This is a genomic window from bacterium (assembly GCA_024742285.1).
Lineage (GTDB): Bacteria > Myxococcota_A > UBA9160 > UBA9160 > UBA4427 > UBA4427.
Window position 1 is genome coordinate 246256 of record JANSYR010000008.1, and the last position, 13016, is coordinate 259271.

The 13016-nt window shown below is 68.4% G+C and carries 13 protein-coding genes; 2 read left to right on the top strand and 11 right to left on the bottom strand.

What is annotated here, in order from left to right; translation table 11 throughout:
* Positions 1–75 precede the first annotated feature (75 nt).
* The 11 genes from NXI30_16335 to ccoN all read right to left on the bottom strand — a co-directional run bounded on the left by NXI30_16335 (position 76) and on the right by ccoN (position 9963).
* Positions 76–822: a pirin family protein gene (locus tag NXI30_16335; GenBank protein MCR9095790.1), complete on the bottom strand. Its 747-nt coding sequence runs from the start codon at positions 820–822 to the stop codon at positions 76–78.
* Between the two features lie 134 nt (positions 823–956).
* The gene (locus NXI30_16340; GenBank protein MCR9095791.1) at positions 957–1376 is read right to left on the bottom strand and encodes a CBS domain-containing protein; all 420 of its coding nucleotides are present in this window, start codon (positions 1374–1376) and stop codon (positions 957–959) included.
* A 324-nt stretch (positions 1377–1700) separates the two neighbouring features.
* Positions 1701–2495, bottom strand: coding sequence for a sulfite exporter TauE/SafE family protein (locus NXI30_16345; protein ID MCR9095792.1), 795 nt, complete (start codon positions 2493–2495; stop codon positions 1701–1703).
* The gene (gene ccoS / locus NXI30_16350) at positions 2485–2673 is read right to left on the bottom strand and encodes a cbb3-type cytochrome oxidase assembly protein CcoS (GenBank protein ID MCR9095793.1); all 189 of its coding nucleotides are present in this window, start codon (positions 2671–2673) and stop codon (positions 2485–2487) included. Before ccoS ends, NXI30_16345 begins: the two co-directional genes overlap by 11 nt.
* Complete coding sequence (locus NXI30_16355; protein ID MCR9095794.1) at positions 2670–5177, bottom strand: heavy metal translocating P-type ATPase; 2508 nt, start codon at positions 5175–5177, stop codon at positions 2670–2672. The genes ccoS and NXI30_16355 overlap by 4 nt, the downstream gene beginning before the upstream one ends.
* A gap of 1 nt (position 5178) precedes the next feature.
* Positions 5179–5370, bottom strand: coding sequence for a FixH family protein (locus NXI30_16360; GenBank protein MCR9095795.1), 192 nt, complete (start codon positions 5368–5370; stop codon positions 5179–5181).
* Positions 5367–6800 (bottom strand): cytochrome c oxidase accessory protein CcoG, encoded by a 1434-nt coding sequence (ccoG, locus tag NXI30_16365; protein ID MCR9095796.1) that lies wholly within the window; start codon positions 6798–6800, stop codon positions 5367–5369. The genes NXI30_16360 and ccoG overlap by 4 nt, the downstream gene beginning before the upstream one ends.
* A complete protein-coding gene (gene ccoP / locus NXI30_16370) occupies positions 6797–7702 on the bottom strand; it encodes a cytochrome-c oxidase, cbb3-type subunit III (protein MCR9095797.1) in 906 nt (301 codons plus the stop codon). The genes ccoG and ccoP overlap by 4 nt, the downstream gene beginning before the upstream one ends.
* On the bottom strand, positions 7699–7908 hold the full coding sequence (locus NXI30_16375) for a cbb3-type cytochrome c oxidase subunit 3 (protein ID MCR9095798.1): 210 nt from the start codon (positions 7906–7908) through the stop codon (positions 7699–7701). Before NXI30_16375 ends, ccoP begins: the two co-directional genes overlap by 4 nt.
* A 2-nt stretch (positions 7909–7910) precedes the next feature.
* Positions 7911–8525: a cytochrome-c oxidase, cbb3-type subunit II gene (gene ccoO, locus NXI30_16380; GenBank protein MCR9095799.1), complete on the bottom strand. Its 615-nt coding sequence runs from the start codon at positions 8523–8525 to the stop codon at positions 7911–7913.
* A 4-nt stretch (positions 8526–8529) separates the two neighbouring features.
* The gene (gene ccoN, locus NXI30_16385) at positions 8530–9963 is read right to left on the bottom strand and encodes a cytochrome-c oxidase, cbb3-type subunit I (protein MCR9095800.1); all 1434 of its coding nucleotides are present in this window, start codon (positions 9961–9963) and stop codon (positions 8530–8532) included.
* Between the two features lie 465 nt (positions 9964–10428).
* Here ccoN and NXI30_16390 point away from each other — a divergent pair, with 465 nt between their 5' ends.
* Together NXI30_16390 and NXI30_16395 are read left to right on the top strand one after the other, a co-directional pair.
* Entirely contained in the window at positions 10429–11751 is a 1323-nt protein-coding gene (locus NXI30_16390; GenBank protein MCR9095801.1) for an amidohydrolase family protein, read from the top strand.
* Positions 11752–11831: 80 nt separating this feature from the next.
* Positions 11832–13013 (top strand): cytochrome P450, encoded by a 1182-nt coding sequence (locus NXI30_16395; GenBank protein ID MCR9095802.1) that lies wholly within the window; start codon positions 11832–11834, stop codon positions 13011–13013.
* Positions 13014–13016: the final 3 nt, after the last annotated feature.

The window sequence follows — 13016 nt, forward strand, 5'->3', positions numbered from 1 at the left end:
GAAACAGCCGAGCTGCGATCGGCGATTCGCCCCAGGCCCGATCGTCATCGTGCCGCCTAACGTTCCGGCCAGCGTTCATCGGCGTGGGGAAACCCACTTGTGTCGCGACGGCCGCAACTCCTCCCCCGGCAGGTCGAAGAGCAGGAGCTCTGCGCTCTCCACCGCTTCGATCTCGAGTCGATCGACTTCTTCGATGGCAAAGCCATCCCCGGCCTCGAAGTCGATCCCGTCGACGCGGCCGGTGCCGCGCGCGACCTGGATCCATCCGCGCCGTCGCCCGCCCAACGGCCAGACGAAGGACTGGCCCTCGTCCAGGACGAGCGCGGACACGATCGCGTCCTGACGGAGCGGAAGCCCGCCCGTCGACGCCCCCGACGCACCCGAAGAAGCCAGCACGGTCGGGACCCCGGGGGCGAGCGCGAAGTCGATCATCTCGTGGCCCGGTGCGGTGCCCCGGGTGTCGGGCTCGATCCAGATCTGCAGCAAGTGGACCGGATCGTCCCCGAGATTCATCTCGGCATGGGCGATCCCGGTCCCGGCATGCATGAGCTGCGACCGGCGCGGGCGGATCTGGGCCTCGTTCTCTTCGCTGTCGAGATGGCTGAGCGTGCCCGAGAGCACGTAGGTCAGGATCTCCATCTCGCGATGCGGATGGGCGGGGAACCCCGAGCGCGGGGCGATCCAGTCCTCGTTGATCACCCGCAGCGGGCCGAAGCCCAGGATCGCGGGGTCGTGGTGATGTCCGAACGAGAAGCTGTGGCGACTGTCGAGCCAGTCGAGCTCGGTCCGGAATCGATGGTCGGCCTTCCTCTTGTCGATCATGGCGCGGGTCGCCCTCCCTTCACCGGTCAGCGGTGAAGGAAAGGATCGAACCGACTCGTCGAATGACAATCGATCTTCTTGGAACATGATTGGTTCCTTTAAGGAATCAATCGAGGGGCGCACGCCCGCCCCGATCAGAACTGATCGTGCAGGAACCGGATCAGATCGGTCGAGGTGACGAGCCCGACGAGCTTGTTCTTGTCGTCGACCACCGGCACCGCGTGGATGCTGCCGTCGGACAGCGCCTCCGCCGCGTCGGCCACGGTGCACTTCTCGGGCAGGGTCCGGAGCTCCTTCTTCATGAGCCCCTCGATCGAGAACTGGTGATCGAGGTAGGCGTCCATCGACATCTCGTCGCTGCCCACGCCCTCGACGCTGATCCCGAGGATGTCGGAGGCCGAGATCAGCCCGATCAGCTCGTCGCCCGAAACCACCGGCATGTGATGGAATCCATGCTTGGCGAAGGTCTTTCGCACGTCGCTCACGTTCTGGGCGACGTGGGTCGTGATGACGTCCGTGGTCAACACCTTCGAGATCGGCTCGTTCTTCTTCATCGGATTCCCGTGTCTCCGTTCGCGGGCCGCGTGGCCCTGGTTGGCTCCCTCCTTGGAGTGCACGTTCCATGCCCGCAGCGGAGTGCCGGAGACGGATCTCGCAGCGCGAATCGTGCTCCTTCGCCACACCTCGAGGCGGGAGACCCCGGCCTTCGCGCCGCTCGCTGGACGACGTGGTGGCCGGAAGGCGGTGGCCTCGGGTCGGGTCTCGAAGGCATGGGCGTAGGGGCTACGCCTCCGACACGCCTCCGACACGCCTCCGATCGACCTCCGACGAGCCGCCGTCGCCGGCAGCCCCTCGAAGGTCGTGTTCGTCGGGGGGACTCACCTCCCGACCGCAGGCGCGCTGCAGGTCGGCATGAGGGCGGGGTCGAGGGAGGAATGCATGTTCGGATGCGAGGACGTCTCGGGCGCGTGCTCTCCCGGGTGCGATCCGTGTCCGCCCCCGGCGACACCGATCAAGGCGATCAGGCCGAAGGCGACGAGCAGGACGCCGGCGGTCCGTTGCGCGCCGGCACTCCGGAGCTTCGCCGTCAGCCCGCCGGCGGCGAGCGACGTCGCCACCATCGCCGGCATCGTTCCCAGACCGAACGCCGCCATCCAGATGGCGCCTGCCGTCGCGGAGCCGGTCGCCGCCGACGTCGCGGCGGCCGTGTAGACGAGCCCGCAAGGCATCAGACCCCAGACTGCCCCGATCGCCGCCGCTCGGGTCAGGCTTCCCGGCGACCCGAGGCGACGCATGCGGGGCGAGACCTGGCGCCATAGCCCGAGTCCGCGACGTTCGATCCAGGAGAAGCCGAGATCGAGACCCAGCACACGCAGGCCCTGTCCGACGAGCACGGCACCGGCGAGGACCCGAAGTCCCGTCCCGAGTCCCGGCACGCCGTGGGCCACGCCCCCTGCCCCGCCGAGGACGGCACCGATCGCCGCGTAGCTGCCGATCCGCGCGAGCGAGTGCGTGCCCGCCGACAGCGCGGGGCGGGAGCGGGATCCGCCGGCGCCCCGCGCGGAGAGGCCGAGCGCGCCGGCGATCCCGCCACACATTCCGAGACAGTGGGCGCTACCGACGAACCCGAGCAGGAAGGCGGCGCCGATCGTGATCCCGGGATCAACGGACATGTCCGGTCTCCTCGTCTTTGCGAGACGGGCCGGCCGGCACGTCGTCGTCCCAGAGAATCCGTCGCCCTTCGAGCTCGAGGTCCTCGAACTGATCGTTCCGCACGGCCCAGAGGAACGCGTAGATCGCGATCAGGAGGAGCAGGCAGCCGAGGGGAATCAACACGAGCAGGATCGTCATGCGCGTCTCTCCTCCCGGCGCAGACGCGTCGCGTTCAGGGCGACGAGCAGCGAGCTCGCCGACATGCCCGCCGCGGCGAGCCACGGCGCGAGGTTCCCGGTGACGGCGAGGGGCAGCACGAGCAGGTTGTATCCGATCGCCCAGGCGAAGTTCTGGGTCACGATCCGGCGGGTCCGCCTGGCCCAGCGGACCGCGCGCGGCATCGCCGCCAGGTCGTCCCGGTAGAGGAGCGCGTCCGCGGAGAGGAGTGAGAGATCGCAGCCTCCGGCCATCGCGACCGAGACGTCCGCGGCCCGCAGGACGGGTCCGTCGTTCAGTCCGTCGCCCACGAAGGCGACCCGCTCGCCCTGCGTCTGATGGCGGCGGATGTGATCCACCTTGCCCTCCGGCATGACCCCCGACGTGACGGCCAGCCCGCCGAGCTCCGCGGCGATCCGCGAGGCGGCGGACGACGGATCGCCGGTCAGGATCTCGAGCTCGACGCCGAGCGACCGCAGTTCGTCCACGCTCGCTGCCGCTTCGGCACGCAGCGCGTCACCGAGACCGAACCAGGCGATCGCCCCGTCCTCGTCGGCCAGCAGGATCCAGGTATGCGCGTCGGTCTCCGGAAGGACAGGCGGCGCGGCCTCGGCAGCGAGCGCGCTCGCCCAGTCGGGTCGGCCGAGCCGGTGACGCACGCCTGCGATCGTGCCTTCCACGCCGGCCCCGGCGATCGAGCGGTTCGCTTCCACGACGGGAAGCACGCCCGGGCCCGCGCTGGACCCTCCGGAGAAGCGTGACGTGACCGCACCCGGCTCCGTGAACGCCCGCGCCAGGACGTGCGTCGAGCCCGCCTCGAGCGCGCGGGCGCGTGCGAAGGCGTCCTGGTTCGAGAGGTCGCGTACGAGCTCGACCGTCTCGATTCGCGGCCGGCCTTCGGTCAGGCTCCCGGTCTTGTCGAACACGACGCGGTCGACGCGGGCCAGGGACTCGAGGGCCGACCCCCCGGTGAGCACGAAGCCGATCCGCGCCAGGCCCTCGCTGGCGGCGGCGAGCGCCGTCGGCGTCGCCAGCCCGAGCGCGCACGGACAGGTCGCGACCAGCACCGCAAGGGTCACGTCGAAGACCCGGGACGGATCGATCAGCGACCAGGCGATCGCCGTGACTGCCGCGATCACGAGCACCGCCGCGACGAAGACGCCGCCGAGCCGGTCCGCTCGCCGGGCGATCGCCGGTTTGTCGCTCTGCGCGCGATCGATCAGTCGATGGAGCACGCCGAGCGTGGACTCCTCCTCGACCCGCGTGACCTCGATCTCGAGCAGCGCGTCCGCGTTCACGCTCCCGGCGCGAACCTCGTCCCCGCACGCGACGCGCCGCGGCCACGGCTCGCCCGAGAGCACCGCTTCCTCGACCGCGCCGGCACCCGAGCGCACGATCCCGTCCACGGGAATCGAGTCCCCGGGACGAACGACGATCCGATCCCCGACCGCGAGACGATTCGCGGGCACCACCTCTTCCCGCGCGCGCTCGGCGCCCTGCGCGTCTTCCACGATCCTTCGGGCGAGCGCCGGCGACGCATCCACGAGTCGGTCGGAGAGCGCGTCGGCCCGCTGACGCACGCCGTGCTCGAGGTAGCGGCCGAGGCCGATGAAGAAGGTGAACATGCAGACGGACTCGAAGTAGACCTCGCCCTCGCCGCGCATGACCGCGACCGCGCTGGCCACGTAGGCTCCGCCGATCGCCAACGCGATCGGGACGTCCATCCCCGGACGTCGCGCGCGCAGATCGCGCCAGGCGCCCTCGAAATGGGGACGCGCGCTCACGAGCACGACCGGTGTCGCGACCAGCCAGCACATCCATTGCAGGAAGCGATCGATCCCCTCGGCCATCTCCGCGATCGCGCCGAAATAGAGCGCAACCGCGTAGGTCATCACGTTCATGGTCGCGAGCCCGGCGATCCCGAGTCGGATGAGCGCCGCCCGACGCTCGCTCGCGTGCAGCGCGGCCCCCTCCCCCGGCGCATCCGGACGCGCCCGGAATCCGACCGCTGCGAGGCGCGCGACCACGTCGTCGAGAGCCGCTTCGCCCGCCCGCCAGACGACACGAACGCGGCGCGCGATCAGATTCACGCGAGCCTCTTCGATCGCCGGGAGTGCGGAGAGCGCGCGTTCGATCACCCAGGCGCAGGCTGGACAAGTCATCCCCTCGACCAGCAGCGCCACCTCGACCCGGTCGCCCTCGACGTGCGTCTCGAAGCTCCGGTCCTCGCCCTCGAGTCGCAGGAAGTCCGCCTCTTCGAGCACCTCCGGCACGATCTGCGCGGGCACGCCGGTCGGCTGCTCGCGTTCGACGTACCAGCGCTCCAGCCCCTCGTCGCGGAGCATCTCCGCCACCGCCTGGCAGCCGACGCAGCACATCGCGCGCGGAGCACCCTGCAGCTCGACCGCGAAGTCGCTGCCGATCGGAACGTCGAGACCGCAGTGGAAGCAGGTCTCGGTCGCGACCAGTGCCTCGGCGGCCGCCATGTCAGGGAGCCGCCGGTCCGGAAGGGGAGAGGCTTTGCGATTCCACGGAAGCCGGGCGCGTGTCGGACACCTCGAGGTCGCCCAGGCCGTAGGCGATCACGACCGTCCAGAGGCTCGCGCCCACGGACACGACCATGAGCACGACGATGAACCAGGGCCAGAAATGGCGATACCAGGGGCTGGGCTCGCTCATCCTCGAACCTCCTCGTTGGCCGCGCGCCGCACGGGCTCGGGCTGGTGGAACACACTCGTCGCCCGCGCGACGGCCTCTTCGTCGGCTTCGGCCCGGATCGTGAACTCGACGTCGGACACGGTCTCACCCCGCGGCGTCTCCGCCGCCCGCAACAGGCTGATCGGCACGATGCGCATGTCCCCGGCCTCGACCGAGACCACTCGCTCACCGACCAGCTCGAGCGGCACCTCCGAGGCGAACTCGATCCGGTAGTCCTGGGTCGTGTCGGCGCGGTTCGAGATGCGGAGCGAGTAGACGTTCTCGACGCTGCCGTCCCAGAATTCGCGATAGAGACGATTGCGATCGCGGATCACGTCGAGATCGAGGGGGAGGCGCGTGGCGACGGTCACCGCGAAGAGGGTCACGATCGCGGTCATCATGGTCGCGTACCCGACGAGCCGGGGGCGGAGCCAACGACCGGGCTGGCCCGCGTCACGATTCTCCGAGCTGTAGCGAACGAGGGTCTCCCCGTAGCCCATCTGGCCCATGACGTCGGTACAGGCGTCGACGCAGGCCGCGCAACCGATGCACTGGTACTGGAGGCCGTCGCGGATGTCGATGCCGGTCGGGCAGACGCGGACGCACCGGTCGCAGTCGATGCAGTGGCCGAGCCCGAGCTCGGCGGGATCCGCCTTTCGCGGCCGATGGCCGCGGGGCTCCGCGCGCGACTCGTCGTAGCTGATGATCAACGAGTCGCGGTCGAGCATCACGCTCTGGAATCGCGCGTAGGGGCACATGTGGAAGCAGACCTGCTCACGCAGGATCGCAGAGAAGAAGAAGCTGCCGGCCGCCGGGAGAAGGACGAAGACCGTCTCCCAGCCGGTCAGCTGGAACGTCGCGACGCGCGGGACGAGCTCACGGATCTCCGTGAAGTACCCGACGAAGGTGATCGAGATCGAGAACGCCACGACCGACCAGGCCGCGAACTTCATGGCCTTCCTGGCCATCCAGTCCCGGGTCCAGGGCTTGTTGTCGCGGCGCTGGCGCTCGACGCGGTCGCCCTCGATGTAGCGCTCCAGGATCAGATAGGCGTTGACCCAGATCGTCTGCGGACAGACCCAACCGCAGAAGACCCGGCCGGCGGCGATCGTCGCGACGAAGAGTCCGAGCGCGAGGATGACCAGGAGCCACGCGAGCAGCACGAACTCGTCGGGTGCGAAGGTCTGCCAGAAGACGGTGAAACGACGCTCGGCGAGATCGAAGCGCGCCCCGGGCTCCCCGTTCCAGCGAAGCCAGGGCCCCGCATAGAAGATCAGGAGGAGCACCACGAGCGTGACGCGGCGCCAGGTCTGGAACCCGCCCGAGACCCACTCGGGATAGATCCGACGCCACTTCTCGTACAGATCGACGGTCTGCGGCGCGTCGCTCGTCGTGTCGCCTCCGCTGCTCACGGCGCCGCCGCTCCTCCCTTGGACAGGGACAGGACGTAGGCCGCCGTCACGTGGACGCGCCCTTCCGTCAGGATGTCGGAGTGCGCCGGCATCTGATTGTTCAGGCCGGCCTCGATCGCGTACGCGATGTCGTCGCGCGTTCCGCCGTGGAGCCAGACGTCGTCGCTCAGGTTCGGGGCTCCGATGGCCTGGTTCCCGCGTCCGTCGACCCCGTGGCAGATCCCGCAGAGCCCGTCGTACATCGGCTTTCCGATGGCCGCGGCCGCCGCATCGTGATCGCGACCAGAGAGCGAGAGGACGTGCTCCGTCACGTTGCCGACCCCCTCGTCTCCGCCGAGCGCACCGCCGAGCGGCGGCATCACGCCGACGCGACCGTTCGCGATCGTGCTCACGATCGTCTCCGGCGCGCCGCCGTGGATCCAATCGTCGTCCGTCAGATTGGGGTAGCCGCGACCGCCGCGTGCATCCGAGCCGTGACACTGCGCGCATCGGTTCGCGAAGATGCGCCGACCCATCCCGAGGGCCCGCTCGTCGTCGAGGAGATCCGGGATCGGCTGCGCGAGGTACGCCTCGTAGATCGGACCGTACTTCGCCTCCGCCGCCGCGCCGTTCGCCGCCGCCTCACCGGTGGAGCTCCAGCCGAGCACGCCCGGCATGCTCCCGAAACCCGGATAGAGGATGAAGTAGCCGACGCCGAAGACGATCGTTCCGATGAAGAGCCAGGTCCACCACGCCGGAAGCGGGTTGTTCAGCTCTTCGATGCCGTCGAAGTCGTGCCCCGTCGATTCGCCGATCTCTCCCGGATCGATCTCCACGTGGCGGTTGCCCCAGAGCAGCCAGGCACAGCCGACGATGTTCGCGACGACCAGCACGATGATGAACGTGCTCCATGCGGCACTCATCGCTCTTCTCCTTCTCGTGATTCCTTGCGATTCCGCAGCACCGCACGTTCGTCGTCCTCGAAGGCCAGCAGGGCGTCCTCCTCGAAGCGTCCGCGGTTCCCGGGCCGGTAGGCCCACCAGACGATTCCGAGGAAGGTCGCCATCGTGAGCGCCGCGATCGCGCCCCGAACGGTTCCCATGCTGATGTGGATGTCGACGAGTTCCACCGTCACCCCTCCTGATCGGGATCGAAGTGCGTCCCGAGCTGCTGCAGATAGGCGATCAGAGCCGCGAGCTCCGTCTTGCCCTCGACCTCGGCGGTCGCCCGGTCGATGTCTCCGTCCTCGTAGGGCACGCCGACGGAGCGCAGGGCTCGCATCTTGTCCGGCGTGTCCGCCCCGTCGAGCTCGGCGTCGGCGAGCCACGGGAACCCGGGCATGTTCGACTCCGGCACGACGGCGCGGGGGTCGATGAGGTGGACGCGATGCCACTCGTCGCTGTACCGGCGACCGACCCGTGCGAGGTCGGGCCCCGTCCGCTTGGAGCCCCAGAGGAAGGGGTGGTCCCAGATCGACTCGCCCGCCCGAGAATGCGGTCCGTAGCGCGCCTCCTCCGGCGCGAGCTTGCGGATCATCTGGGAGTGGCAGCCGACGCAACCCTCACGGATGTAGATGTCGCGCCCCTCGAGCTCGAGAGCGGTCAGCGGACGGAGCCCGGGAACGGGCTGGGTGACCGCGTCCTGCCAGAACAGAGGCACGATCTCCGCCAGGCCACCGAGACTGATGACCCCGATCACGAGGACGAGCATCAGGCCCATGTTCCGTTCGATTACGCGATGGTCCATGGTGCTAGTTCCCCTCCGCTTCCGCAGACGCACCCGCCTGCATCGTCTTCGCCGTATTCCATGCCATCACCAGCATGCCGCTGAAGAAGACCGTCCCTCCGGCCAGACGACCGACGTAGAAGGGCCAGGTCGCCTCGACCGACTGCACGAAGCTGTTCGTGAGCGTCCCGTCCTCGTTGACCGCGAGCCACATCAGTCCCTGCATCACGCCGGCGATCCACATGTTCACGACGTAGAAGATCACGCCGAGGGTCGAGAGCCAGAAGTGCAGGTTCACGGCCGGGATGCTCCACATCTCCGTTCGGCCCGCGAGCCGCGGAATCAGGTAGTAGAGCGACCCGATCGTCATCATCGCGACCCAGCCCAGCGCACCGGAGTGCACGTGGCCGATCGTCCAATCCGTGTAGTGGGAAAGGGCGTTGACGGTCTTGATCGACATCATCGGCCCCTCGAAGGTCGACATGCCGTAGAACGAGAGCGCCACGATCATGAAGCGGATGACCGGATCGTCGCGCAGCTTCTCCCACGCGCCCGACAGGGTCATCACGCCGTTGATCATCCCGCCCCAGGACGGTGCGAGCAGGATCAACGAGAAGACCATGCCGATGGACTGGACCCAGTCCGGCAGCGACGTGTAATGGAGGTGGTGCGGACCGGCCCACATGTAGACCGAGATCAGCGCCCAGAAGTGCACGACCGACAGTCGATAGGAGTAGACGGGACGCTCGGCCTGCTTCGGCACGAAGTAGTACATCATGCCCAGGAAGCCGGCGGTCAGGAAGAAGCCGACGGCGTTGTGTCCGTACCACCACTGGACCATGGCGTCGATCGCGCCGCCGTAGGCGCTGTACGACTTCCACATCGTGACCGGGACTTCAGCGCTGTTGACGACGTGAAGAACGGCGACGGTCAGGATGAAGGCGCCGTAGAACCAGTTGGCGACGTAGATGTGGGACGTCTTGCGCTTGGCGATCGTGCCGAAGAACACGACCGCGTAGGCGACCCAGACGATCGTGATCAGCAGGTCGATCGGCCACTCGAGCTCGGCGTACTCCTTGCTCGTCGTGATGCCGAGCGGGAGGGTGATCGCCGCAGCGAGAATCACCGCCTGCCAGCCCCAGAACACGAACGACGCCAGCCCCGGCGCGAACAAGGTCGTTCGACAGGTGCGCTGGACCACGTAGAGAGACGTCGAGAAGAGCGCGCAGCCGCCGAACGCGAAGATCACCGCGTTCGTGTGCAGCGGACGAAGCCGCCCGTAGGAGAGGTAGGGGACATCGAAGTTGAGCGAGGGCCAGGCGAGCTGCGCGGCGAGCACGACGCCGACCAGCATCCCCACGATCCCCCAGACCACGGTCATCACGGCGAAGAGCCGAACGACGCCGTCGTCGTAGGCCAAGGCCTGCGCGTCCTGCCGGGGCGCGGCTGCGACCGACATGTCGGCGTCCGGCGTTGCGGTCACCATTCGAGCACTCCCTCCAAGGTTGGTTCTGCTTGGCGCGACGCCACACACGTCGCCGTTCACCGGCCCGCTGGACCGGCGCCCCAAGCGATTGCGACAACCGTGCCAGCCCTAGACGCGCCGTATGCGCCCTCGCCCCTACCGGAGCGACATCTCGCCACACGACGAGTCGATTCGACCCGAAGCGGGGCGCAACGCAACGTTGCGTCCCAGAGACCGACACTCGACTCGATCGCGTCACGCGAGGTGGGCGGGTTTCGAGAACCCAGGTCGCCCGCCCCAGACATTTCGCCTCACTTCGCAGAGCGAACGCGACGAATCGCCACGCCGATCGCCGAGAGCCGCCGCCGAAGACGCGCACGCAGTGGCACGTGACCTGCAGTGCAGTGTTGGACATCGCGCAGTCGGCTCGACGCCGGCGCGCGGGAGGAACGCCGCGAGATGCCCCAACCCCGAATCGTCCTGCAGGGCGCCCTGCTCCTGAACGGGCGCGACCCCGCTCGCCCCGAAATGACCGTCGTCGTCGAGGGCGACCGCATCTCGAGCGTGGAGCCCGACGCGGCCTTCACGCCTCGACCCGACGACGAGGTCCACGACCTCGGCGGTCGGGCTCTCATGCCGGGCATGGTGCAGTCCCATTTCCACTCGCATTTCGGGGCCTTCGGCGACGGCGTCTCGGCACCGGCCCTGGGCCTCGAGGCGGCCCCGCCCTACCTCTCGATGCTCGCCGCGAAGAACGCGGAGAACGCGCTGCGACTCGGCTGGACCGGCGCAATCGGTTCGAGCAACGCATTCGTGATCGACGTAAGCCTCAAGGAGGCGATCCAGGCCGGAATCGTCCGTGGCCCCCGCTATCTCGCCGGATCACGCGAGATCGTCACGACCGGCGAGTATTCGGACTACGCCAACAACCGGAACCACTTCATGGAGCTCGGCTGCACGGGCCTGACCTGCGCCGTGAACGGCGAAGAGGAGTGGCGACACGTCGCGCGGATCGAGGCGGGCCGCGGTTGTGACGTGATCAAGATCTCCGCCGGGCCGGGACACGGCTCGTCCCCTGCCCGCGACGTGATGTATCCGACCCGGACCGAGCTGCATGCCCTCGTCGACGCGGCCCACACTCTCGGCAAGCGCGTTCGCGCCCACGCCCCGTCGAAGACCTCGATCCTCGAGTGTGCCCGCGCTGGCGTGGACATCATCGACCACGCGGACCGGATCGACGACGAGTGCATCGAAGCGATCCTCGACGCGGACACGACGATCGTGCCGAGCATGCTCTGGAGCGCGCGCTTCCTCGAGCTCGCCGAGTCCTGGGACCACGACCAAGCGGTCCTGCAGATCAGCGAGGGCTTCCCGGAGAGTCCGGACGAGGTGAGGCGGCGGATCGCCGCCGTGCGCGAGGACTACGAGTACACCTGTGAAGCGATTCCTCGAGCGCTCCGCGCCGGAGTCCGCATGGTGATCGGCGACGACTTCGGAACGCCGATCATGCCCCACGGCGACTACGCCGCGGAGCTCGAGCTCTACGTCAAGGTGCTCGGCATCCCGCCGCTCGAGGTGCTCCGCTGGGCGACCCACAACGGCGCCATCGCGATGGGTCTCGGCGAAGACGCTGGACTCGTCGAAGCCGGACGCCTCGCGGACTTCGTGGTCGTGAACGGCGACCCGTCCGTCGACATCGCTTGCCTGGGCGCCGCGGACGGGATCGCAGCAGTCGCCCTCGGCGGCGAATGGGCCCTGAACCGGCTGCAGCCCGCGGCCTGATTCGCGAGCGACCCGCACGAGCTCGCACCGATGCCGGCGTCCGGAGACGGCGCCCGCAATTGCTGAAAGAGAGGAACCCCTTGGTCGAGTACAACCCGCTGATGCCCGAGATCTTCGACGACCCCCTTCCGATCTACGCCCGCCTGCGAGAGGAAGCGCCGGCCTACTACGTCGAGGAGCACGACTGCTGGGCGCTCTCGCGATTCGAGGACATCTGGGTGCAGAGCGGCGACAACGCCTCCTACTCCGCCTCGTTGCGCGGCACGACGCCGGCGCATCTGATCACGAAGCAGATGCCGGTCTTCCCGAGCGTCAACATGATGGACCCGCCGGAGCACACGCGGAATCGGGCGCTCATCTCCGGCGCGTTCAAGCCCCGGCGCGTCGCCGCCCTCGCCCCCGCGGTCGAGGCGATCGTCGAGAAGCACGCGAAGGCGCTCGAACAGGACGGCGAGATCGACCTCGTGGGGGACTACATCGCGAAGATCGCGATGGAGGTCTCGTGCGTCCTGCTCGGGCTCCCGATCGAAGACGCGGACGAGCTCTATGGCTACGTGAACCGGTTCTTCGCCCGCGAGAACGATCAGCCGGGCATGACGCAGGACGGGCTCCAGGCTGCAGACGAGCTGAATCGCTACCTGGAGTCGTTCATCCAGTTCCGCCGGGACAACCCGACGGACGACGACGTCCTGCTGAATGCCTACCTGAACGCGCGCTTCGACGACAAGCCGCTGCCGGACGAGAACATCGCCTCGCAGATGTCGACCCTCGTGATCGGAAGCACGGACAGCTTCCCGAAGGTCTTCGCCTGCTTCCTCCATGAGCTGTTCCGCAATCCCGGTCAGCGGGCGGAGCTCGTCGCGGACCCGTCGCTCATCCCGAACGCGTTCCGTGAGGGGCTGCGATTCGGAATGCCGACCCAGTTCCTCGGACGGACGGTGGTGAAGCCCGTCGAGCTGCACGGCCACACGTTCGAGCCCGGACAATCGGTGATCTTCCTCTTCCCGTCGGCGAATCGCGACGAGCGCGAGTTCGAGAGCCCCGACCAGTTCGACATCCATCGTCGATCACGCCGGATCCTCACTTTCGGACACGGAAGCCACTCCTGCCTCGGAACCCACATCGCCGCACTCGAGGGCGAGACCGCGACCCGGGCGCTGCTCGAGCGGATACCCGAGTTCGTCGTGAACGAAGACCGGATCGAGCGGCTGCGCAGCGAGTTCGTCGCCGGCATCGTCGGCTTGCCCGCCACGCGGTCCTAGGTC

Bases quoted from the DNA above. Each gene is read 5' to 3' on its own strand.
- NXI30_16335 (MCR9095790.1), bottom strand. From the start codon at position 822: ATGATCGACAAGAGGAAGGCCGACCATCGATTCCGGACCGAGCTCGAC.
- NXI30_16340 (MCR9095791.1), bottom strand. From the start codon at position 1,376: ATGAAGAAGAACGAGCCGATCTCGAAGGTGTTGACCACGGACGTCATC.
- NXI30_16345 (MCR9095792.1), bottom strand. From the start codon at position 2,495: ATGTCCGTTGATCCCGGGATCACGATCGGCGCCGCCTTCCTGCTCGGG.
- ccoS (MCR9095793.1), bottom strand. From the start codon at position 2,673: ATGACGATCCTGCTCGTGTTGATTCCCCTCGGCTGCCTGCTCCTCCTG.
- NXI30_16355 (MCR9095794.1), bottom strand. From the start codon at position 5,177: ATGGCGGCCGCCGAGGCACTGGTCGCGACCGAGACCTGCTTCCACTGC.
- NXI30_16360 (MCR9095795.1), bottom strand. From the start codon at position 5,370: ATGAGCGAGCCCAGCCCCTGGTATCGCCATTTCTGGCCCTGGTTCATC.
- ccoP (MCR9095797.1), bottom strand. From the start codon at position 7,702: ATGAGTGCCGCATGGAGCACGTTCATCATCGTGCTGGTCGTCGCGAAC.
- ccoO (MCR9095799.1), bottom strand. From the start codon at position 8,525: ATGGACCATCGCGTAATCGAACGGAACATGGGCCTGATGCTCGTCCTC.
- ccoN (MCR9095800.1), bottom strand. From the start codon at position 9,963: ATGTCGGTCGCAGCCGCGCCCCGGCAGGACGCGCAGGCCTTGGCCTAC.
- NXI30_16390 (MCR9095801.1), top strand. From the start codon at position 10,429: ATGCCCCAACCCCGAATCGTCCTGCAGGGCGCCCTGCTCCTGAACGGG.